The following is a 22,024-nucleotide window of genomic DNA, read 5'->3' as shown; positions in this document are numbered from 1 at the left end:
GTGTAAGCCTTGGCCTAATATCCAATTTTGTACTGTAATTTTTAAACAGCTCAAAAATGAAAAAAGTATTTCAAAAATTGGTAACAGCTACAATGGCAATCACAGCTATTGCCATCTTGTCAATCAGCAACTCAGCAATTGCACAATCTAAAAAATCATCTAAAATGAAAAAAATTCTTTTCGTAGTTACAAGCCACGACAAAAAAGGCAGCACCGGGGAGTCGACAGGTTATTATTTATCAGAAGTTGCGCATCCGTGGGAAGTGCTCCACAATGCAGGTTATGAAATAGATTTTGTAAGCCCGCAAGGTGGAAAAGCACCTGTAGATGGTCTTAATTTAGAAGATACTGTAAACAAGAAATTTTGGGATGACAAAAAATACCGTACAAAAATTGAAAATACAATGAAACCAAGCCAAGTAAATCCAGAAGGATATGCTGCGATTTTCTATGCTGGCGGGCACGGTGCAATGTGGGATTTTGCAGACAATAAAGAACTGGCAATCATTGCCCAGAAAATTTATGAACGTAATGGTATTGTAAGTGCGGTTTGCCACGGTCCCGCAGGACTGGTTAATATCCGGTTAAGCAACGGAAAATATCTGGTAGACGGAAAAAAAATAAACGCTTTTACCAATGAAGAAGAAACTGCCGTCAAATTAGAAAAAGTTGTTCCTTTTCTATTGGAAACTAAACTGATGGAACATGGTGCAATTTTTGAAAAATCAGGGCTTTGGCAAGAACACGTAACGAGTGACCAACGAGTGGTAACAGGGCAAAATCCCCAATCCGCACACGCTGTCGGCAAAGCTATTTTAAAATTATTGAAATAAGTAATTAACGTACTATTTTACTGCGAATGCACGGCTAATTCTTCTTTGAAAAATATTCATCCGTAGCATACAAAGAGTTTTGAATTTTAACAAAACTACCTCGAAATCCTATGAAATTATTTGATAATAAAATATTGCTTTTAGCAACAATAATAAGCTTACTATCGGCCAATGAAACAGTTGCACAAGTACAAGACAAATTAGAAATTGTAGCATCCTTTGCTACCGAACGTCCGGGCAATATTACAGTATCCGAAGATGGAAGGGTATTTATTACAATGAGTGACCCTTCGGTTTCAAAATATGCAGTGAAGGAAATATTGCAGAATGGAACAGTGCAGAATTTTCCAGATACAACATGGACGGTAAAACCACAGCAAAATTCAATAAAAGGCATTAACAGAACCATTGGCATTCAGGCGTCAAAAGATGTTTTGTGGGTGTTGGATATTGGCGACAATAGCGTTCAACCCAAGCAGGCCCCCAAGTTAATTGGTTGGAATATCAATACCAAAAAATTACACAAAGTTTTCATTTTGCCTGATGCTGTTTTACATATCTCTTCATTTTTACAGGATTTTGTTATCGATGAAAAACATCAAATTGCCATCCTTGCAGATATGAGCTTGGGAGGAATGATCTACCCTGCTGTTCCTGCATTTGTTGTTGTGAATTTAGAAACAGGATACAGCCATAGAGTCTTGGAAAATGATAAAACTTTTCAGGCTGCAGATGAAGATCTGGTAATTAACGGGCGACCGTTGAGCCATACTTATCCCGATGGGGAAATTGTAAATCCCCATTATCCGCTCAATCCAATTGCAATTGATAAAGAAATGAAATGGATCTATTTTGGAGCTCTGGGTGGGTATAAAATTTATCGTATTCCTACCGAAAGTTTAGCCAATGAAAAATTGACTGATAACCAATTGTCCCAACACATAGAATTTTATGCGCAAAAACCAAAATCGGACGGTTTTAAAATAGATAAAAACGGGAAAATTTATGTAACTGATGTGGAAAGCAGTGCAATTGGTATAGCAACACCCAAAGATTATAAAATTTTAGTGCAGGATAAATCTTTGCTTTCCTGGCCTGATGGTGTTGCCATTGGTGATGATGGTTATTTATATATTACCACTGACCAATTGCAAAACAAACCTTGGTGGAATAATGGCAAAGACGACAGCAAACCGCCGTATTATATATTGCGGATGAAAATTGAGTAGTAATTACAGGTATATCTTTCAAATCTACATCGGCACCAATATTAACTTGTAGAATATAGTCATTATGGTAAATCTGGAATTCTTCCAAAAATTTCAGCTGATGAAAATCCAGACTTTCACCTTCCAGCATACATTTTAATCTCTGAGCTTACCTTATCCTCTACTGGAGGGGTGAATAATCAATTTTTTGGTAGCAGATTCTTCTGATCTCACCAGTTCATATGCTATTAATCCAGTAGGTGTATTCTTGATAGAACTAATGGTTTGACTCCCATTCTGATTTTGAGAACAGTTTAATGGGAGAAGAACTTAAACAGTTATTGATTTGCAAGGTATAAGAAATTTGTAATCTCCACTGACTAAAAAGAAGCGAATGCCATAATTGATAGACTTAGCTCCTTCCGGAGCTAAGTCTATCAATTTTAGGTTATGATTAAAACAATGTTCCCAATAATTATCTTATCTTGTTATACTTAATGCACCACTGAAAGTAAGCTTGTGGTCTGTAAGTTCGGTCATTTTTTGAGGAGCCTCATTTAATATCAAGGTATCTTTGGATTCTATTGAAGAGGATAACCCGTCTTCGCCCTCCATATTTGTCTTCACTTTTCCGTTGGAAAAGAACTCAAAATAAATGTCTTTAGGGTCGTTTTCGACCACTTCAGGTGCTGCATCGCCTGTTCCTGTTTCTTCGATGAATTTGATCAAATCTCAACGCCCCAGGATTTTTTGCTGTATTATCTGAACCGCTTTGTCTTCTTTATTATCGCGACTATTGTTTTTACAACCAGTAGCTAACATGCGCCCTTCAATTTAAACTCATTTCTCAATAAGATATTTAAGAGAGGCATAAGATATCAGCATTCTCGGTTGCGTTCAAAACATTAAAACACTCACTTATTTCAATTTTTATTTTTTCTTTACCTGATGTTATAATGTATCAATAGGCGTATAATGGTAATATATAAAAAACAAATAAAAATTTATTAAACCATTGAAAAGCCGAATCTCACTATGCAGATCTAGTGAGTTATTAGACCAACAATAAACAATTATATTTCAAGAACTTGAGAAATCAAACAATATTAATATTGCAATATCATTCTAGCGTCTCATAATTTTTCTCTTGTGATATTTACAGATAGAAATTGGTTTCTTATTTTTTTCTTAATATACACGAATAATAATTCATCACATAATAACATATTTTTGCACTGTAAATTTTCCATCAAAATGAAAATTCTAATTTATTTTGAATGGAAATTTTTCATTTATTATGGAAAAACAAATTACAAAAGCAATAACCAAATGAATAAATTCTCTATTCTATTTTTCCTCTTTTCAACTCATTTTATTTACTCTCAGGATATTATTTCTTTCAATTCTATTTATAATAAAACTTATCTAGAAACCTCTGAGGTAGATATGAAAAAAGCACTGAAAGTGGCTGACTCATTATATACCATTTCAGAAACACCTATTTTGAAAATTAGAAGCCTTATGCTTTCTGCTGCATTATATCAACATTCCGGGGATTTGAAGAATGCCATTGAACTAGCCCTAAAAGCGGAAAAAATTATTTCTAATACGGATAATAATATTGGAAAAGCTCGTATCTATGGTTTTCTTGCAACCCAATACCGAATTTTAGGACTTTACAACGATTCTAAAATGTATTACCAAATCGCATTTAAAGTCTCTGAAAATATCGAAGACCAAAAATTTGCAAATGAAATGAAAGGTCTTCTCATGCAGGAAATGGCATATTATGAAGAGCATAAAAAAAATTATAATAGGTCTATTTTCTATATCAACAAAGCTCAATCTTATTTCAATTCGATACAACAAAGTCCTGAAATTACATCCACAAGATCAGGGAACAATGAACAATTGCTTGGGCTTAATTATTATAAACTTAAAAATACAAACAAAGCAAAATTACATTATGAGAATGCCTTAAAATCATTACGTACAATACCTACCAACTTTATTACCTGTCTTGTATATAGTGGCTTGGCTATGATATATATGGATCAGGATAATCTTCCTGAAGCAAAAAAATATATCAGCCTTATGGAAGATTATTCAAAAAAAACGAGAGATCTTGAGCTAAAGAATGTAATGTACAGTACTACTCAAAGATATTATGAAATTACTCTCAATATGAATAAGGTTAGCGACTTAGCAAAAAAGAGAGACTCAATAAAAGGAGAGTTAATAGACAAATCCTATCATATTATTAATCACACTTATTCCAATCTAAAAAAGGAAAATAAGATAATAAAAAAGGAAAGCAATGTCAATAAATATCTTTTTTTGATGTGCAGCTTATTATTAATTGGCAGCAGCATTTACTTTATTTTTTACAGAAGAAAGCAAAAAAGAATTATTAAACGTTTTAAACAAGTTCTAAAAAGGTCTGACGAAAGAAAACGGGATCTCATTAGTTCTATAAACAAAATAGCAACAGTCGGTACCGAAATTGAAAATACCAACCCTATACAAACTTTACCTGAAGAAATCAATGAAACTAAATTTTCGGAAAGTAAAGCAGTAATCATGACCAACGATACAGAAGAAAAAATTCTATATAAACTAAAAGAATTTGAAAATTCTACACTCTTTAACCGAAAAAATTTATCTCTTCTGTATTTAGCCAATTATTGTAATACTAATAACAGGTATCTTTCTCATGTTATTAACAAACATAAACGCAAAGATTTTTATAATTATATTAATGAACTAAGAATAAATTACATAATTGAAAATTTAAAGAACAATCCTGAATATAGAAAATTTAAAATATCATATTTAGCTGAAGAATGTGGTTTTTCGTCTCCTAATAAATTTTCGCTTGTTTTTAAGAAAGAAACCGGAATGATGCCATCGCTGTTCATTAAGCTTTTACATGAGCAGCATAAATTACACAATATACATTAACAGATAAAGATAATTATCGATGGGAGTAGAATGGTAATTCAAACATTTTTTTTTAAAATTCTCAACAACTAGTTTTGCCAACATAATATTTCCATTTCAACTGAATTGAATGCTGTTATATTGTCTGTAGGACTAGGATAGCTTCATGGTAAATAAGACGACAAACGATTACTTCTTAATAATTTTATTAATATCAAATAACATTAAAAACAATAGAATGAAAATTATTACCACATCGCTATTAATCTTCGGTAATTTCTTTTTTGCGCAAGTAGGCTTTAATACATCAAATCCGCAGGCTTTACTCCACGTAGATGGAACTAAAAACAACCCTCTCATTGGTTCGCCAAGCATTCCACAACAGGCAGATGATTTCGTTGTCACTTCGCTGGGCCGCATCGGTATAGGAACGATTACTCCTACTAACAAGTTGGAGATTAATTCGAATATCAGTAATACTTCAGGATTAAAATTTTCCAACTTAAATTCTTCTACGCCTGTTTCTGCCGGCGCTACTTTAGGGGTCGACCAGTCAGGAAATGTTGTAACAGTTACAGGAAATGCCTTTGCACCAGCATCAGGGCGGTCTGTACTAACTAACACGACCAATATACCCGCAAATGGTTTTAATTATAACCTCACCAATATTACACTGCCAACTGCCGGAACATATCTTATTACCTATAGTATACGTGGGGAAATTCAGGTAACAGGTGGGTATGGTTTTCTCACTGGTTTTTTAAGCACTGCACCAACTGCTGGAAATGTGGTTCCTAATACGGAAATACTAATTGTAACTTCAGATGATATTAATAGGAAGGTAATTGGTGGAACAGGTACAGGTTCTTTGATTGCTACTGTTACAGGCCCCACCACCTACTATGCTGGTATAAGATCAGCAACATTAGCTGGTATTGTTTATAATAATGTAGATGGCAGAACCTCCATGACCTATATCAAAATAACTCCATAATTTACGATTCTAAGAACACAAAATCCCTCGTTTAAAATTCCTCTAGAGTCAAATAAGGACAGACTTTCGGGTCTGTCTTTATTATAAAATTCACCGTAATATGGTGCTCCGCCTGGCAGAATATGAGTTCGTGAAAAAAAATGAAAATATTTTATATAGTGTTGTTTCTCTTAAAGAATAACAAATAAACCCCAAGACAACTCTGTTAAAAGCATCTATAGCACTTAAAAAAATAATATTTGATTGTTCATTAATTATAATTATTTGCAGTTAACATCCCGAGGGTTTGTGAGGTTGGCGGTTACGTTAATTTTTTATACAATATAACATTTCTTAAAAGATTAAGTTCGCCGATTTTGCCACCTCTGTAGTGACTGGCTTTATAGGCGTACAGCTTTTGATTATGATGCTCAAAACAGGCTATTGAAACACTGCCATCAGGTTGATTACTGGCCAGAACAATTACCGGATCGGTCACAACTTTGGGCTAATTATAAAATAAACAAATCATAGACCTGGCATTATTCAGATACAGTAGGTTCTGAAAGAAATTTACTAATCCGCTCATTGATTTCATCTGGAAACTCTCCATTAATTGCATGTGAAGCCTCTGGCCAAATCTCAGCCTCAACATGGATTGAAAGACTCTTTGTATACTCCAAAGCCTTAGCTGAATCATGTACAATACTTTTGCCTGCAAAAATAACCAGTATTGGCGCTTGAATAGAGTTTAACTGTTCAATAGTAAACTGTTTAGGTGGCGGTGTTTTGATGATAAAGTCTTTTAATCCAATCGAAATTAGGAGAGAGGTGGAGTTTTTGGAATCAACCTCTGCCCCTCCCGAAATCCAGCTCATTGATTTTTCACGCCAGCTTTCAGGAACAAAAGGAAGAATAGTGATCAATGAGAACAGAATGATTTTCAGAGAAAATGGAGCAAAAACCAATGCGGGATCCAACAAGATGATTGATGCAATATACTTTTGATAATGGACCGCGTAGTTTACTGCAGACCATCCTCCAAAAGAAACCCCCATCAGATGTACCTTAGGTAATTTTAATTCCATTAATACATCTTCTACCCAGGCAGCCTGTTGCTTACTATCTTTAATAGGTTTTGTTTGGGTGCTTAGACCGGGTTCACCCAGAAGATCCATAGAATAAACATCATATGTCTTAAGCAGTCCTTCAATATTAGGTTCCCACATGGGCGTTGAAGCCGCTCTTCCCGGGAAAAGCAGAATAGGAATGCCTCCCTGCCTTCCAAACCGATACACCCTTACGGTTCCATAAGCAGTATTTATATCAAAAATATCCTGCGGTACAGGAAGTTTCTTCATGGCTTCATCATAAAATATAAGAAATTCATGATGTACTTTTTCTGATTTGAATCGACTTATTTCCATAAAATATTCTATTATATTGATGCTAAGTAATTTTAATATAGTTATTTAATACGGTCCAGATAACGACTGATTGAAAAGTTAACCATTTTTTTTCCATCTTTCAGTATATATCCACCAAATGCACTAAAAACTGCATTATATTTAAAAGGATCTAAAGATTCTTTTGCATACTCTACTGCCTTTGCAGACAAAGGAATGTAGTTGGGATAACTGTACATAAAAGTTACTGTCGTATGATCAGCTCCTACTAAAGGTATATCACCAGTAAGCAGCTGGCCATTATATTCAAGAATATAGAGAACTGATGCACCGTCAAAATGACCTCCGCACTGCACTAGCTTTATCCCGTTCCACAGTTCCTTTTCCCGACCTTCCCAAAATATGATAGATCTATCCATATATTGCACCCATTCTTTATCTAAATAATGGATGAAAATGGATGCGTTGACATTTTATCTATAAACACCTATAAATCAGAGCATTTAAAGTATTTCATACCATTTTCATTGTTTTCTAAACATAATCTTAACACCTCCCATTTTTCTCTCTGTTTTTTCGGAATATATATCTTGAGTCTGAGCAAAATGATCCAATTCCATAAAAAAATTTTCAAGTTCCTTTATCCTTTGCTAACATACTCACCTTCCACATAACCATTATTTATATATCTGGATTCATCGTTTGTATGCCAGGCATAAACACCAGCAATCATAACACCTAAATCATGGACATAATTAGACACAAGGTTCTGATGCTCATCAAAAAACGACAAATTGTTTTGTAATAATATGAATTCATGCAAATAAATATCGTGCATATCAAGGGTTCTCATATAAGCTTCTTTCAATGATATATTTTTTTCCTGTTGCAGTACCTTTACAAGATTCATAGTATCTCCCTCGCGATGCAATTCCTTAGGTAGAGAAATAATATCATTATGTATACCGATCATTAAAGAAGCAAGAGTATATAGACGCCGAATAAAAGGATGATCAAAAATTTCGTCTGGTAATTCCCGATAGTCCTTTTGCAAGGCAACATAATCACAATAAGGTTTTACTCCGCTGGTTTCTTCACGAATCAGGAGATAAATAGATAGCGGAGGTATTGTATTTGTTCTGTAATAAACTTTTTCTTCAGCATAACCTATAAACACATCTTTCATTGATTTTATAAACCTCTTGTAGATATTCTCAGGAATTGCACACCTCACAGCATCTTGTCTTAGCTGCCAAAACAGATGAAAAATACCAGCCTCTTCCGGTTCCTTGGAAACAGTACCCGATACTATTTCCATTATTTTATCCATTATTATGTACATTTCTTCACGCGAACAGCGGTCAAAATAATCATCCATCATGGCCCCATTTGCAGTATAATTTGCCAGAGGCCGCAACTCAACAAGTGATTTTAAAAATGGACAGCCTCTTGCTGCAATATCAGTCAGATTATGCTTTTTATGTTTCTCGCGCGCCTCTTTACTATGGATTATATATTCAGTATCTATCCATTTATAATACTCTTCACGTTGCTCTTGAAATTCAGGATGAATAAAATCGGGGAAAGGATAAGAAGGCTTTGGCAAATGTAGCAAGTTTGAAAAAAATTGCTCATCTGAAATTGATGTTTTCATAATATTAGTTTTCTGGTTAAACAAATTTAACAAAAAGTCAGATCCAACAAAAAAAATCATAAAACGATTATATTATGAATAAATACAACAATATGAATCAAACAATAAATTATTATTAAAATTCCAATATCATATTGTAATAATATATAGTTTTAAATTAGGTCGGTCCTTTTTGAGTTTGACAAGGTTTAAAAGTTATAGGCGAAAAAAATTGACCTAAAAATTTCCTTTGTTTTTTTGCTGAATCTGAAAAGTAGCTTTATATTATTTTTTTGTTCATATGGACTGATCAACTTCTCTCAATACCTCATTATAAAAAATAAAACAAGCTAGCCTATAGTCAACTTGTTTTATTAAAATTATTTTTATTTAGTAATGATTTTAAGTAACCCATAATTTAAAATGGTATTCTCGAACGCTACCATTTTGTTTCGAAAGGCTTTTCTTATAAAAAACTATAATCTTCCGTTTGCGGGAAGATTATAGTAAATAGGAAATGAAAGTAAAATTTGTGTTCTTAAAAATGAAAACAATGGCAATCATCTTATTTGCCATCATTTCCAGTGCATATTAATTTAGCTTATCCAGTGCGTAAGCCATGATATTATGAAGGTACTTTTCCTGATCGCTATCTATATAAGTACTTGTAATGCTTGAATTTCTGAAAACCCCTTCATCCCAAAAGAAAATCACCCTTCCATTAGTTCCTGTAACCCAAATACCTGCATAAGCTGTAGAAGTACCGCCTTCAGTTGCTGACAGCTGTGACCCTGGACCTAGTTGGGAGACTGCTACACGACTGGCTGTCTGTGCCCCTATAATAGCCGTATTTGCTGTTACATTTCCAAAAACACCGCTAGATCCTACGGTTCCTGCAATCGAATAAGAAACCCCGGTTCCGTTCGATACACTTCCTGTCCCGCCAAAGCCCTGAAAAGCCGGTGTATTTCTTCCTGAATCTAAAAGGACAATGGCTACCCCACCAAGATCAACAAAATCCTTAATTTTTGTAATTGCTGCTGCGTCCAGATCCGCTCCAGCCTGTAAGCCAATACAGAAAACATCTACCATTCCCTTCAGTTGAGCTGCTGTGTAATTATTCAGCTGCTCTGTTTCGAATTGTAAAAAATCAATACCGTCAATTTTATTGTAAGTTCCGTAAGGCCCGTAATTTAACCTGCTTTGCAGTTGAGTGTTGAATGTAGGAAAACCTGTACCTCCTAGTGCATAATAATTACCGTCCCATAATCCTGCCCAATAACCTATTGTAACTCTTTTTTTGGTATTTGATCCGCCATTCCCAGATATACCGTCTACATAACCTAGTACACCATTGGCATCAGCAACGACTGTTCTTGTAGCTGTAAAAGTCTGGTCTTTAGTATTGGATTTTGTGCCATCCGGCTTTGTAAATATGGCATTTACAGTTTGATGTTTAGGAAGTTCTCTTATTCTCTCTATACCATTAACATCAAGAATTTCTGTAGGGTTAGGTGTATTGATCCCCACCTGTCCCAACACAATTACACCAAGAAAAAGGGAAGCTGCAAGACTAAATTTTTTGTTCATCATATTTTATTTTTGAAAATGTTTTTTGTGCTTTATTCTGAATTAAAATAAACTCCTTATAAATTTATTGTAGTAAAAAAAATACAACAATATTTATATAATTTAAATCGTTTCTTTGAGTTACAAAACTACAAATCATTCCAAATAAAAAAAATAAACAATGTTATAATTTCAGAATTTCTAACCCTGATTATTCAAATTTCATTCAAAAAAATTATAAAATAAATATAATTAAAATATTGATTATCATATTATTACAAAAAAAAGTTGCATAAATAATCCGGATCATAACACTATATTTCCAGCGTTATGCCGGAAAAAGAAAGACTTAAAAAAAACTTAATTTTATATGAAAAGAACAATTTTATTTGTTCGCTTTTGTTAATTATTTGGTACAAATTTACAACCGGATTAAGGTAAATTGTCAGGTGGAGTTTATCTGAGGCTAGTAATTTCAATGATAAAAAAATTTAAAATTATCAGACAATAAATGGTAACAAAAACTGCCTCTAGATTATTCTAAAGGCAGTTTTTATTTGAGGTGAATAATTTTTTAAAAATCAACTGCTGAAAATGGCATTCCAGCTTTCAAATTTCAGATCAGACAGCTTATTTTTATTCAGGCTGTCTATAAAAGCCTGATAAGCTACATCTAATAGAGATTTCAGTCTACAGCTGTGAGAAATAAATACGCATGGTTTTGAATGGCAGTTTATCACGGGAAACTCTTCTTGCTCTAACATATTGATCAAGTCTCCTAATCCCATTTTTAATGCTTTTTCTGAAATATGGATTCCTCCGTTTTTCCCTCTTTTTGTAGAAACAAGGTTATTATTGGATAGAAACTGAACTATTTTCACCAAATGATTTCTTGATATTCTAAAGCGTTCCGATAGCTCATCCAACGAACTGGAATCTGTATTATTCTTTTGATTCAGGTACATTAGAACACGCATGCTGAAATCAGTAAAATGGTTAAGTTTCATTACTTTCAAGTCTTTTATTCTTTGATCTGCAATAGCTGCGGCCCGAATTCTTCGTAAAAAATACTTTCTTTACTGGCTCCGAAAGTGATCAAAGAATGATAATGTGCTTTTATAAACGGTTCAGGTCCACAAATATAGTATTTTGCTTTGTTAATAAGAATTTTATCTTTGAGTACTGATAAATCAACTCTTCCTTTCTTTACAGAACTGTTTTCTGTTAGTCCATCTTCATAAAATACAAAAGATGTTAACCAATCGTTATTATGCTCCAGGTTTGCCACTTTTGACTTAAAAGCGTGTAGCTCTTCATTTTTACAGCCATGGATCCAGATGACTTTATTTTTGTTATTCAGGGCTTTGCATGTTTCCAGAATGCTCATTAAAGGAGTCAGACCTACTCCTCCGCTGATCAGAACGATAGAATCTTCCGGTAGAATATTTGCAAAAAAAGAGCCAGCCGGTACGCTTACCAAGACTTCATCTCCTATTTTCTTTTCATGCAGACAATTTGAAACCAAACCATCCGGCGTTTTAGCGTTTCCTTTTTCTTTTTTTACAGATATCCTATAATGACTAGGCATATATGTTGAAGAAAGACTATACTGTCTTGGCTGTTCATGGCCTAAAGAGGGAACAAACATTTTCACCGAAATATATTGTCCCGGAAGGTATTCTGCAATGGCTCCTCCATCTTTAGGAACCAGATAAAATGATTTTACAGTATTGCTTTCCTCAACAATATTGGCAATCACAAATGTTCTCCAGCCTTTCCATCCGCCTTTTTTCTCTGCATTCTTTTGGAACATCTTTTCTTCTATGGAAATCATAATGGCCGCAAGTTCATGGTATGCCTGAGCCCATGCCTCGATGATGGAGCTTGTCGCTTTTTCCTTCAATACTTCTTTTATTGAAGATAATAAATGATATCCCACAATATCATATTGCTCCGGAGCTATATTAAGGCTTACATGCTTATTCCCAATACTTTTTAAAACCTCCGTCAATACTTCCGGGGTTTCAATATGTTCTGCATACGCCAAAACCGTTGAAGCCAATGCATTTTTTTGTTTTCCGTTGGCTTGATTTCCCATATTGAAAATGTTTTTCAACTCAGGATTGTGGGAAAACATTCTTTCGTAAAAATATCCTGTAAGCTGGGTACCATGCTCTCTTAGGAAGGGAACTGTTTCCTTAATTGATAATTTCTGTTCGTAAGTCATTCTCTTGTTTTTAAATTCAAGACAAAGATAGAAATCTTTTCAAATTGTTGCATTTTAAATACAACAATAAGTTATGACTTATATCATTCTCTTGGGTTCAAAATGCGCCTAGGCAAAAATTCAATAAGATCCTCTCTCATCAGCTATGTCTTCTACTCCAATGTAGATTGCTTGTTTTCTAAGGGTATGTGGAGTAGTTTTTTTGTATGGTCATTAATTACTTATGAACATAAGAAGTAATCATTAAAAACAAATTCAAAAAAATTAAAGGATTAAAAAGAAGGGGTATGAACGAAAATAAGCAAGGTTAAAAACCTTGCTTAAATCTGTGTTCCAGGACTCGATCTGCAATATTGAATCACATATTCTGGACGTCCAAAACATATTCTTAAAATAAATTGTTTTTTGAATACCTAACATATCTTACCGACGGTAAAGACACATTACTTCTGTTCACTTATATGCCTTTAAAATTTTCCCAAACATACTCATCAATATAATAAAGTGAGTACAGTGATTAACACCAAACAATTCACTATTGGATGCTCATCCCACCATCTATTACCTGTTCTGTCCCTGTAAGAAACGATGATTCATCAGATGCTAAAAACACTACCAGCTCGCTAACTTCACTTGCATCAGCCATTCTTCCTAAAGGGGTAACATCTGACGCCCCGCTCCCATCTTCGTCAGTGGCTTCAACCATCATTGGGGTTTTGATATATCCGGGATGCACTGAATTTGCTCTGATATTTTCCTTGCCGTATTCTACCGCTGCCGCTTTTGTCAGACCTCTGACAGCAAATTTACTGCCCATATAGGCCAGGCTTGGATATCCCGGAATTGCCACAATTCCGGCAACAGAGGAAATATTCACAATGGAACCTATACCAGCCTTCTGCATCGATGGTATCGTATACTTCATTCCGTAGAAAACAGCATTTTGATTGATTTCGATTACTTTCAGATATTCCTCCTCGGTTATTTCAGTCACTTTTTTTATCGGACCTAAAATCCCCGCATTGTTGACTAAAACATTGATAGGTCCAAACTTTTCTTCCCCTTTCGCTACAACATCTTTCCATTGCTCTGCATCCGAAACATCTTGTTTTATAAACAAAGCATTCTCACCTAATTCATCGGCAATCTTTTTTCCTCTATCTTCATTGAGATCTGTAAGGATTACCTTGGCTCCCTCTGCAATAAATTTTCTTGCGTGTGATTCCCCCATCCCTTGGGATGCGCCCGTAATCAGAGCTACTTTTCCTTTTAATCGTGCCATACTAATTGAATATTTTTAGTTATATATAAAATTAGCGATTGCAACTCTCCAATTTCTTATCTAAAATTTGACAAAATTTATCATTTTATGGCATTTTTAAAATATTACATTTTCGGAATAAAGAGGGTGTCGTTCCTGTCTGCTTTTTGAAAAAACGGCTGAACGATTGTATATTGGTAAATTGAAGATTGTCAGCAATTTGACTTATTGACTCGTCGGAATCTGACAAACGCACTTTACACTCAGATAGAAGCGCCATATTTATGATTTCCGCAGGAGTCTGATGAAATTGACTTTTTACAGCTTTATGCAGATAGTTGGCGGTAATATTCAGCTCTTTGGCGTAAAATTCAATATTTCTATAAACTAGGTAGTGCTTTGAAACAAGCTTTTTGAAATTGTATCCTATCTGTTCCTCACGGGGATGAAGGATTATATTTCTGTTTCTAATATACCTGTTTACTAAAAAATCGCTTTCGTTGATCAGCGCCAGAAGAATACTTTTAGCTGAATAGATCCACCGTTCACTGTCCGCCTCTGATGCAATTAAAAAATCTAATGTACGTGCAAATAAGGTATTCATTTTCTTATAATCCTCTTCTGAAAGAACAACCTTTGACCCAAACTTATTTTTCAAAAAAGAATTGGGCGCAATGGAGAAGAAACTCTCGAAAAGATAATCCATAAACTTTTTCGTAAATAATACAAACATTCCCTTTGTACCAGCTTCTATTTCAATTACTTTTACATTTTGTTCAGGACGATATATCAGTAATGAACGTTCATCTATCAGCAATTTCTGGTAATCCACTTCGATCTTTATACTTCCCGAATTTATAATTCCATAGGCAAAATAATGCGGCTTCATCTCAAATGGCTCGAAAATCTCCGGTATTTCTGTAAGGTACAGAAAGTCATCTGAAATACTCCAGCTGAGTTTTCTGTAGTTGATGATATTTCTAATCGTGTACCGGGTAATTTCATCCTTCCTTTTCATTAATTTAAGTTACCAAATTTTATCGACATGATACATTATCTTTTCAAAAAAGACTGATTAGATCAGATGGTTTGATACAAATTTTATTCTTATCCCTCGGGTTTAAGCTTTTGAACTTAGTATAGCATTCTATACTGTAAAATCATAATGGAAGTTAATTTATAATTATACAAGATCATCCAGTTCAGAACTGCAAGATAAGATATCATTCAGTATTGCAGATAATTAATTCGGCAAACTTCTCAAGTGTAAGTCGTATAAAATATTCAGTTGATAGCAAGATTCCTGTTAAACTCAACAATCTCCTGATGTGAAGGGTAAGTTGTTCTACTGCTAAGTTCTTCAATAGCTTTATCCCTGATTAAAGGAGCTTTTTCTTTGTCTGCTTTGTCCAATGAAATTCTCAGTTCTTCTTTATTAAGCTCTGTACAATATGCCGGCGTTCCAGGCTGATGTCTCCAGGAATCTTCGAGGCTGCCGGAATCAACCGCATCAAATCCTGCATCGTTAGCCAGATCTTCAACTATTTTTTTTGCATTTGCATCATCTCCGGCAATAGCCATTGCAATTCTGTTATCACTTCCTGCTTCTTTTCCACCGTTCAGTAATGTTTCTGCCAGCAGATTGTTAAAAGCTTTAATTACAGGTCTGCCCAATTGTTCTGAAACCCAAACACTTTCTGCTTTACCGTTTTGTAAATCCTCTATCTGAGCATCACGGAAAGGATAATAGTTGGAAGTATCTACAATAATAACCTTATCAGGTACGCTGGAAAAAAGATTTTCCGGTAAAGTTGGAATCGCCATAGTTGGCAATGATAAAATAATTACATCCACATTATTTACAACATCTTTTAATGCAGAAGGCTGAGCACCCAATTCCGCTGCACGAGCCTGTAATTTATCGCCATTATCTGAGTTTGCTACTCTCACATTGTGACCCGCTGTCACCATTTTCTTAGCAATAGTACCGCCAATTGCGCCTGTACCAATAATTCCTATTTTCATTTTTTTTTATTTTAACGTTTTAATTAATTTTTCTGAATGGCGGATTTGGAATTTCAAGATTGCCCCTTAACGTATCTGCTTCATATTCTGTTCTGAAAATGCCCCGATCCCGTAAAATTGGAACGACCAAATCAATAAAATCACGCAAACCGTGCGGATGGTCCTGTCGCAACAACAGCATATCCATCGAGCCCATTTCGTACCATTTCTGAACCTGATCTGCCACCTTTTCAGCCGAACCGAAAAACTGTGGCTTCGGCAGACTGTTTCGTGGAGTAAGTTTCATCAGTTCCATATATTTATCAATCGCATCTTTTTCAGTTTCGCCAACAATGGGATTTTGTGAGATGGAAATAATGAAATCTTCGGGCCGTCTTTCTTTTGCAATAAGCTTCTGCCTGATTCTGTTTGCCAACGCCGCCGTATCTTCCCAATCGTAACCGTGTGTGAAAACGCCGTCTGTATAGCTCGTCGCAATTTCCATAAAGTTTTCAGAAGTTCCTGCGGTATAAAGAACAGGCCTGCCCTGAACGGAACGACTAATATTCAAAGGACCTTCTACAGAGAAATAATCTCCACGATAGTTGATGTTATGCATTTTATGGTGATTCAAAAAGATTCCCCTTTCCTTGTCTCGGATAAAGGCATCATCTTCGTAGGTATCCCAGAGCCCAAGGACAATTTCAATAAATTCTTTATTCATTGGATATTGGTCTGCCTTTCCCAAATGTCCACGGCTGAAATTGACCATTCCACCAGGATTAGAAGTGATTGTATTGAGTGATGCCCGTCCTTTACTTATTTTATCCAACGATAAGATCTGCCTTGCAGCACTGTAAGGATCACCATAAGATGATGCGATTGTAGCGGAAAGACCAATGTTTTTAGTCACCATACTAAGTGCAGACATAATGCTGACACCTTCAAACATACTCAGGTAATGAGGAATATTTCCGGGACCTACGTGGCTGACATCAACCAAAAACAAAGTATCGAACTTCGCAGATTCTGCCAACTGTGCCTGTTTAATGTAAAAACCGAGGTTTTCGCTAGCATCGGCCGGCATCTCAGGATGTTGCCACGCCATATGATTCCAGCCCAAGCCATCCAAGACAGCACCTAACTTCAGTTTTTTCCTTGTCCTTATCATCTATTTATTTTGAAACCAAAATTATATTTAACTAATTCTGATCTATAGCCCTACCAATTAAAGTTGACATCAGATCTTTTTTTAACCTATTTAATATTTGTGCAAAGTTATATTAAAATAACTTTCATTTTGATAGTACTTTCCTTTAGGAAAGCATATTTTTACATGCGAGACAGTACTCATAACAACTATCTTATTCATAATCACTTTCTTTTGTAAAGTATTTTGTAACTTTGTAATGTTAATTTTTTTAATTAAGATTCCAACATTACACAGAAATATAATGAGCAAAAAAACATCATATTCAATTTTAGAGCTCGCCATCGTTTCGGAAGGGAGCACTTTTAAAGAAACGTTGAACAACTCGCTGACATTAGCAAAGGTTGCAGAAGAAAATAATTATTCAAGATATTGGTTTGCAGAACATCACAATTCAGAATCAGTGGGAAGCAGTGCTACCTCGGTTTTAATTGGTTATGTAGCTGAAAATACAAAAAAGATCAGGGTCGGTTCCGGCGGAATTATGCTTCCCAACCATTCACCGCTGGTCATTGCAGAGCAGTTTGGAACTTTAGCCCAATTATATCCGGGCAGGATCGATCTGGGGTTAGGAAGAGCTCCGGGAACCGATATGCCGACCGCGCAGGCAATCCGCTCAGATTTTATGAAAGCGGCCCATTCGTTTCCGGCTGAAGTGGAAAAAATTGAAGCGTACTTTTCAGAGGATAACAAAACATCAAAAGTGAGGGTTCCGATCGCAGAAGGCGTTGACGTTCCCATCTACATCTTAGGTTCAAGTACCGACAGCGCGCATTTGGCTGCAGCAAAAGGATTGCCGTATGCTTTTGCCAGTCATTTTGCATCGACCCATCTGCATTCAGCTTTAGGAATTTACCGTGAAGAATTTCGGCCTTCGGACGTTTTGGAAAAACCGTACACAATTGCCGGAGTTAACATCATCGTTGCCGATACGGATGAAGAAGCAGAAAGGTCATTTACTTCACTCATCAGAATGTTTTTCGGAGTTTTGACAGGAAATTCAAAACCACTGCAGGCTCCAACGGAAATGACGGAAGATTTAATTGAAATCTTAAAACATCCAAGTTTGCATCAGATGTTGAAATATTCGTTTGTAGGAAGTAAGAAGACAGTTAAAAAACAGGTTGAAGATTTCATCGAAAAAACTCAGGTTGATGAGATTATTATGGTTTCTAATATCTTTGCACTGGAAGACAGAATAAAATCGGCTCAGCTTTTTGCCGAAATAATGGATGAAATCAACGCAAAGAAAGCTTCCGCAGTTTAATTAAACTCAATTTGAAGAATGGCAAAAAAGAAAGCTTACAACGAATGTTTAAATACCGTAAAGCCTGTTAAAGATGCACTAGAAGTCATCAATGGCAAATGGAAGCTGGCAATCATTATTTCAGTTGGTGTCGGCAATGAGCGTTTTACCGATATCCAGGACAGTATCGAAGGGATCACTCCAAAAGTTTTAGCGAAGGAGCTGAAAGATCTGGAGCAGCATAAATTGATCAAAAGAATCATCATAGATGAATATCCGGTCAAAATAATATACAAATCTGAACCTTATGCCGATACGCTGACACCAATTATCTATGCTTTAAAAGAATGGGGAATAAACCATAAGAAGATGATTTCTAATTAGAATGATTATAATTTTTTGTGTTGATGACGGAGTGAAATAGTAAAATTACGAAACTTTAACAACGCTTGAATTCAATAAATCTCCCATCAATAAGCTCTTGTTGAATTTTTAAATAATTAAGAACGATTAGTTAGAAAATGATATTTAAAAATAACTAAACTGTCAAGAATTGATTATCAATATAACGCAGTATTTCCTCTAATTTTCTACGTTTAGCTTCTTCAGGATTTATCTTATTCTTATCTTGTATCAGGATTTCAATCACCAAAGCAAAAATCGAAATATATAAAAGCTTCACCTCACTGAAATTTACCTTTTCAGCTAACGTTTTAAAATGACTAAAATGTATATCAGTCATTTTTTTTTTATTATTGAATCAGCTTTTTCAGAAACAGGAAAGATCTTATTTTCAAGACAAATTTGTACTATCTGTGCATTGAGAAAAGCCTCTTCAACAGATTAAAAACAAAATCTTTCAATAGTGATCCGGCATCATTACTTGGCTGAAATGAATCGCCAATATGGCTACTATCTACAAAAATTTTCTCGTCCAATATTGTTACCATAATCTTACATTGAGCAAACTGCCATTATTTCTTTTTATGATTTATACAATATACGATTTTCAAAAGTTAAAACAATGTGTCATGTGGTCTCATATGCTTAACTTGAATAACTCCATCCATTCTCAAGAGTAAAAGTTAAACAAATCCACTTGCAGGTTAACTCTATTTAAAATTAATCGCATAAAACTGTATATTACTTATTATTCGAAAAAAGGTAACTATATAAATGCTTTTTCCTATGTTTAAACATTGCTTTTTCGCTGTTGAAGATTTTGCCAAGGTCATTCTTCTTTATAAAATCGTAATAGATTGATGAATAATTTGAAATTGCTAAAAGATCAATAATAAAATTTGACGGATCTTGGTTAGATATTTCCTCTTTTGTCACTGCCTCGCAAATTTCCTTTACAAACATTCCAAAAGATTCTTTTGTACTGTCGATATACTGCTGAAGGTTTTTATATATTTTACATTGAGATACTAGAAAAATATCTAAATAGGGATAAATCTCTGATACTTTCTCAGCATGCTCTATAAAATTCAGAATCTTTTGTTTGAAAGGGTAATCTGTAAACAAGATTTGATATTTGGGACGTAATAGATCTTCCACAATTTCATCACATACGACGGCAAGCAAATTTTCTTTAGAGCGAAAATAGTAGTGAATTACAGTTCTGCTTACTATAGACTTATTGGCAATATCTTTCATGGTCACTCCGAAATTCCCATCACAAAGTAGCAGGTCGATGGTTGCTTTTTTTATTTTTTCTTCCGTTCCGTTCATGGTAATATAGAAATTAAAAAAAGTTGGCAAAGATCATGATAAATTTTGCCAACAGTCAAGAAAAAGTTAGAAATGAAATTTTTCCAATTCATCAATTTGATGCTTATAATATAAAATTAATCTTTCTACATCCGTCCACACCAGATATCTTTACTCTCACTTTTCTTAAAATTTATTTTAATCTGTAATATACTCGAATGTTTGCACAATTATCAATTTTACTACTTTTCTGTGGTTATAGACCGTACAATGGCTAGCTATCAGACTTTTATACTATACAAAAATTTGTAAGGTCCTTTGCATTAATTCCAGCCACCACCTAAAGATCTGTAAAGACTGATAATAGAGTTCACTTTCTGAAACTTAATATTAGCTAAGCTTAATTCGGCTTGAAGCTTGTTGTTTTGAGCGGTAATCACATCAAGATAAGTGGCCATATCCTGCTGAAACAATTTAGTTGAGGTTGTCACTGCTTTGTCCGATCTTGCCACCAAACCGACGGTAATCACTTCCTGTTTATCGGCAGATTCAATATTAGCTAAAGCATTTGAAACCTCTCCGACGGCATTTAAAACAGTTTGTTTAAAATTAATTTCAGACTGTTCCATTGCAATTTTTGATTGTTCATACTGGGTTTTCAGTTGTTTTCCGTTGATCAAAGGCATTGTCAGTGATCCTGCAACTGTCCCAAACAAGGATCCGGGAATATCAAACCAGTTTTTAAAATTGAATGCATTCAAACCTCCCTGTGCCGTAATATTTAAAGCTGGATACATACCTGCCTTTGCAACTTTCACATTGGCAAAAGCCTGTCTTACGGTCAGCTCACTGCTTTTTACATCAGGCCTGTAGCTCAGGAGTTCAGCCGGAATACCAACAGATTTATATTCAGGTGTCTGCATATTGACCAGTTTTACTGTTCTCTGAATTTCGCCAGGCATCTTTCCTGTTAGAATACTCAGCGCATTTTCCTGAATCTTAATCGACTGCTCAATTACCGGGATTGTTGCCAGCATTTGATCACGCGTATTTTCCTGCTGCAGAACAGAAAGACTTGTGGTAATGCCGAGTTCCTGCTGTTTGATGATCATTCTCAATGTATTATCGACCAGTTTTAAATTCTGATTGGTAATATCAAGCTGAGTATCCAGCATCAAAAGATTATAATATCCCTGAGCAATCTGAGCAACCAATTGTGTCTGAACTGCTTTTGCCGCTTCTTGAGTCTGAAGATAAGCTGCTAAAGCCGATTCTTTTCTACCTTTTATTTTTCCCCAGATGTCTGCTTCCCAGGAAATATTCACCGTTGAACCGTAATCCTCAATATATCGCTTTCCCAGTAGCTGGCCAAACATCTGCCCGTTCATACTATTGTCAGAAGGTCTGTTGATAGAAGCATTGGCAAGGTTTAAATTAACATTCGGAACATTTTCCCACTTTGAACGGTTGTAGCTTAATGCCGCAGATTCAATTTGTTTGATGGAAACTTTAAGGTCATTGTTGTTTTTCACGCCACTTTCTATAAGTGAAACTAAAGTAGGGTCTGTGAAAAAATCCCTGTACGGGATTTTTGCAATACTACTCTGAATGCTGTCTTGCGCAATATCCTGCTGAGTGATATCTCTGAAACTCTCCGGCAATTCTGCTTCCGGAGCTTTATATTTCTGAACGTTACAGGACGCTAAACTTAATAGTACTGCTGCAGCTCCAATATTGGTATATAATCTGATATTTGATTTCATTGTAATTTTTTTATCCTCCGATAACCTGAGCAGGCAAA

Annotated in this window: 20 protein-coding genes; 6 read left to right on the top strand and 14 right to left on the bottom strand. The window is 35.0% G+C overall.

The window, feature by feature from the left end:
• The first annotated feature begins 56 nt into the window (after window positions 1–56).
• Together J2T03_RS00595 and J2T03_RS00590 are read left to right on the top strand one after the other, a co-directional pair.
• A complete protein-coding gene (locus tag J2T03_RS00595) occupies window positions 57–833 on the top strand; it encodes a type 1 glutamine amidotransferase domain-containing protein (RefSeq protein WP_307208842.1) in 777 nt (258 codons plus the stop codon).
• Window positions 834–943: 110 nt separating this feature from the next.
• On the top strand, window positions 944–2,062 hold the full coding sequence (locus tag J2T03_RS00590) for an L-dopachrome tautomerase-related protein (protein WP_307208840.1): 1,119 nt from the start codon (window positions 944–946) through the stop codon (window positions 2,060–2,062).
• Window positions 2,063–2,521: 459 nt separating this feature from the next.
• On the opposite strand, the gene J2T03_RS00585 is transcribed toward J2T03_RS00590, so the two are convergent.
• Complete coding sequence (locus tag J2T03_RS00585) at window positions 2,522–2,770, bottom strand: hypothetical protein (protein WP_306846079.1); 249 nt, start codon at window positions 2,768–2,770, stop codon at window positions 2,522–2,524.
• Between the two features lie 525 nt (window positions 2,771–3,295).
• Between J2T03_RS00585 and J2T03_RS00580 the strand changes: the two genes are divergently transcribed.
• Window positions 3,296–5,002, top strand: coding sequence for a helix-turn-helix domain-containing protein (locus tag J2T03_RS00580; protein WP_307208838.1), 1,707 nt, complete (start codon window positions 3,296–3,298; stop codon window positions 5,000–5,002).
• A gap of 217 nt (window positions 5,003–5,219) precedes the next feature.
• Window positions 5,220–5,975, top strand: a complete 756-nt coding sequence (locus J2T03_RS00575; RefSeq protein ID WP_307208836.1) for a hypothetical protein — start codon at window positions 5,220–5,222, stop codon at window positions 5,973–5,975.
• 521 nt (window positions 5,976–6,496) lie between these two features.
• Here J2T03_RS00575 and J2T03_RS00570 read toward each other — a convergent pair.
• The 10 genes from J2T03_RS00570 to J2T03_RS00525 all read right to left on the bottom strand — a co-directional run bounded on the left by J2T03_RS00570 (window position 6,497) and on the right by J2T03_RS00525 (window position 17,225).
• Window positions 6,497–7,381 carry an alpha/beta fold hydrolase gene (locus J2T03_RS00570; protein WP_307208834.1) on the bottom strand — a complete coding sequence of 295 codons (885 nt, stop codon included), beginning with the start codon at window positions 7,379–7,381 and terminating at the stop codon, window positions 6,497–6,499.
• Window positions 7,382–7,422: 41 nt separating this feature from the next.
• On the bottom strand, window positions 7,423–7,779 hold the full coding sequence (locus J2T03_RS00565) for a hypothetical protein (protein WP_307208832.1): 357 nt from the start codon (window positions 7,777–7,779) through the stop codon (window positions 7,423–7,425).
• A gap of 221 nt (window positions 7,780–8,000) precedes the next feature.
• Window positions 8,001–9,014: a terpene synthase family protein gene (locus tag J2T03_RS00560; protein WP_307208830.1), complete on the bottom strand. Its 1,014-nt coding sequence runs from the start codon at window positions 9,012–9,014 to the stop codon at window positions 8,001–8,003.
• Between the two features lie 570 nt (window positions 9,015–9,584).
• Window positions 9,585–10,586 carry a hypothetical protein gene (locus J2T03_RS00555; RefSeq protein ID WP_307208828.1) on the bottom strand — a complete coding sequence of 334 codons (1,002 nt, stop codon included), beginning with the start codon at window positions 10,584–10,586 and terminating at the stop codon, window positions 9,585–9,587.
• A 557-nt stretch (window positions 10,587–11,143) separates the two neighbouring features.
• The gene (locus tag J2T03_RS00550; RefSeq protein ID WP_306846086.1) at window positions 11,144–11,569 is read right to left on the bottom strand and encodes an Rrf2 family transcriptional regulator; all 426 of its coding nucleotides are present in this window, start codon (window positions 11,567–11,569) and stop codon (window positions 11,144–11,146) included.
• Window positions 11,570–11,583: 14 nt separating this feature from the next.
• The gene (gene hmpA / locus J2T03_RS00545) at window positions 11,584–12,789 is read right to left on the bottom strand and encodes an NO-inducible flavohemoprotein (protein WP_307208826.1); all 1,206 of its coding nucleotides are present in this window, start codon (window positions 12,787–12,789) and stop codon (window positions 11,584–11,586) included.
• A gap of 535 nt (window positions 12,790–13,324) precedes the next feature.
• On the bottom strand, window positions 13,325–14,071 hold the full coding sequence (locus tag J2T03_RS00540) for a glucose 1-dehydrogenase (protein ID WP_306846088.1): 747 nt from the start codon (window positions 14,069–14,071) through the stop codon (window positions 13,325–13,327).
• An 85-nt stretch (window positions 14,072–14,156) separates the two neighbouring features.
• Window positions 14,157–15,068, bottom strand: coding sequence for a helix-turn-helix domain-containing protein (locus J2T03_RS00535; RefSeq protein ID WP_307208824.1), 912 nt, complete (start codon window positions 15,066–15,068; stop codon window positions 14,157–14,159).
• 266 nt (window positions 15,069–15,334) lie between these two features.
• Complete coding sequence (locus J2T03_RS00530; RefSeq protein WP_307208822.1) at window positions 15,335–16,075, bottom strand: NADPH-dependent F420 reductase; 741 nt, start codon at window positions 16,073–16,075, stop codon at window positions 15,335–15,337.
• Between the two features lie 19 nt (window positions 16,076–16,094).
• Window positions 16,095–17,225: an NtaA/DmoA family FMN-dependent monooxygenase gene (locus tag J2T03_RS00525; protein WP_307208820.1), complete on the bottom strand. Its 1,131-nt coding sequence runs from the start codon at window positions 17,223–17,225 to the stop codon at window positions 16,095–16,097.
• A 280-nt stretch (window positions 17,226–17,505) separates the two neighbouring features.
• Between J2T03_RS00525 and J2T03_RS00520 the strand changes: the two genes are divergently transcribed.
• Both J2T03_RS00520 and J2T03_RS00515 read left to right on the top strand, forming a co-directional pair.
• Window positions 17,506–18,531 (top strand): LLM class flavin-dependent oxidoreductase, encoded by a 1,026-nt coding sequence (locus J2T03_RS00520; RefSeq protein ID WP_307211057.1) that lies wholly within the window; start codon window positions 17,506–17,508, stop codon window positions 18,529–18,531.
• A gap of 18 nt (window positions 18,532–18,549) precedes the next feature.
• Window positions 18,550–18,894, top strand: coding sequence for a winged helix-turn-helix transcriptional regulator (locus J2T03_RS00515; protein WP_306846092.1), 345 nt, complete (start codon window positions 18,550–18,552; stop codon window positions 18,892–18,894).
• Between the two features lie 154 nt (window positions 18,895–19,048).
• Here J2T03_RS00515 and J2T03_RS00510 read toward each other — a convergent pair whose 3' ends face one another.
• The 3 genes from J2T03_RS00510 to J2T03_RS00500 all read right to left on the bottom strand — a co-directional run bounded on the left by J2T03_RS00510 (window position 19,049) and on the right by J2T03_RS00500 (window position 21,986).
• Entirely contained in the window at window positions 19,049–19,252 is a 204-nt protein-coding gene (locus J2T03_RS00510; protein WP_307208819.1) for a hypothetical protein, read from the bottom strand.
• Between the two features lie 401 nt (window positions 19,253–19,653).
• Window positions 19,654–20,244, bottom strand: a complete 591-nt coding sequence (locus J2T03_RS00505) for a TetR/AcrR family transcriptional regulator (RefSeq protein WP_307208818.1) — start codon at window positions 20,242–20,244, stop codon at window positions 19,654–19,656.
• A 302-nt stretch (window positions 20,245–20,546) separates the two neighbouring features.
• Window positions 20,547–21,986 carry an efflux transporter outer membrane subunit gene (locus tag J2T03_RS00500; RefSeq protein ID WP_307208816.1) on the bottom strand — a complete coding sequence of 480 codons (1,440 nt, stop codon included), beginning with the start codon at window positions 21,984–21,986 and terminating at the stop codon, window positions 20,547–20,549.
• Window positions 21,987–22,024 lie beyond the last annotated feature (38 nt).

The organism is Chryseobacterium lathyri, from assembly GCF_030812195.1.
GTDB classification, from domain to species: Bacteria; Bacteroidota; Bacteroidia; order Flavobacteriales; family Weeksellaceae; genus Chryseobacterium; species Chryseobacterium lathyri_A.
The sequence above is the reverse complement of the archived record's forward strand: the minus strand, read 5'-3'. Positions and strand labels throughout refer to the sequence as shown.

What these genes read in the sequence shown, in the direction of transcription:
- J2T03_RS00565 (WP_307208832.1), bottom strand. Translation starts at nt 7,779, where the DNA reads ATGGATAGATCTATCATATTTTGGGAAGGTCGGGAAAAGGAACTGTGG.
- J2T03_RS00515 (WP_306846092.1), top strand. Translation starts at nt 18,550, where the DNA reads ATGGCAAAAAAGAAAGCTTACAACGAATGTTTAAATACCGTAAAGCCT.
- J2T03_RS00535 (WP_307208824.1), bottom strand. Translation starts at nt 15,068, where the DNA reads ATGAAAAGGAAGGATGAAATTACCCGGTACACGATTAGAAATATCATC.
- J2T03_RS00540 (WP_306846088.1), bottom strand. Translation starts at nt 14,071, where the DNA reads ATGGCACGATTAAAAGGAAAAGTAGCTCTGATTACGGGCGCATCCCAA.
- J2T03_RS00570 (WP_307208834.1), bottom strand. Translation starts at nt 7,381, where the DNA reads ATGGAAATAAGTCGATTCAAATCAGAAAAAGTACATCATGAATTTCTT.
- J2T03_RS00560 (WP_307208830.1), bottom strand. Translation starts at nt 9,014, where the DNA reads ATGAAAACATCAATTTCAGATGAGCAATTTTTTTCAAACTTGCTACAT.
- J2T03_RS00555 (WP_307208828.1), bottom strand. Translation starts at nt 10,586, where the DNA reads ATGATGAACAAAAAATTTAGTCTTGCAGCTTCCCTTTTTCTTGGTGTA.
- hmpA (WP_307208826.1), bottom strand. Translation starts at nt 12,789, where the DNA reads ATGACTTACGAACAGAAATTATCAATTAAGGAAACAGTTCCCTTCCTA.
- J2T03_RS00595 (WP_307208842.1), top strand. Translation starts at nt 57, where the DNA reads ATGAAAAAAGTATTTCAAAAATTGGTAACAGCTACAATGGCAATCACA.
- J2T03_RS00575 (WP_307208836.1), top strand. Translation starts at nt 5,220, where the DNA reads ATGAAAATTATTACCACATCGCTATTAATCTTCGGTAATTTCTTTTTT.
- J2T03_RS00525 (WP_307208820.1), bottom strand. Translation starts at nt 17,225, where the DNA reads ATGATAAGGACAAGGAAAAAACTGAAGTTAGGTGCTGTCTTGGATGGC.
- J2T03_RS00530 (WP_307208822.1), bottom strand. Translation starts at nt 16,075, where the DNA reads ATGAAAATAGGAATTATTGGTACAGGCGCAATTGGCGGTACTATTGCT.
- J2T03_RS00510 (WP_307208819.1), bottom strand. Translation starts at nt 19,252, where the DNA reads ATGACTGATATACATTTTAGTCATTTTAAAACGTTAGCTGAAAAGGTA.
- J2T03_RS00505 (WP_307208818.1), bottom strand. Translation starts at nt 20,244, where the DNA reads ATGAACGGAACGGAAGAAAAAATAAAAAAAGCAACCATCGACCTGCTA.
- J2T03_RS00500 (WP_307208816.1), bottom strand. Translation starts at nt 21,986, where the DNA reads ATGAAATCAAATATCAGATTATATACCAATATTGGAGCTGCAGCAGTA.
- J2T03_RS00580 (WP_307208838.1), top strand. Translation starts at nt 3,296, where the DNA reads ATGAAAATTCTAATTTATTTTGAATGGAAATTTTTCATTTATTATGGA.
- J2T03_RS00590 (WP_307208840.1), top strand. Translation starts at nt 944, where the DNA reads ATGAAATTATTTGATAATAAAATATTGCTTTTAGCAACAATAATAAGC.
- J2T03_RS00550 (WP_306846086.1), bottom strand. Translation starts at nt 11,569, where the DNA reads ATGAAACTTAACCATTTTACTGATTTCAGCATGCGTGTTCTAATGTAC.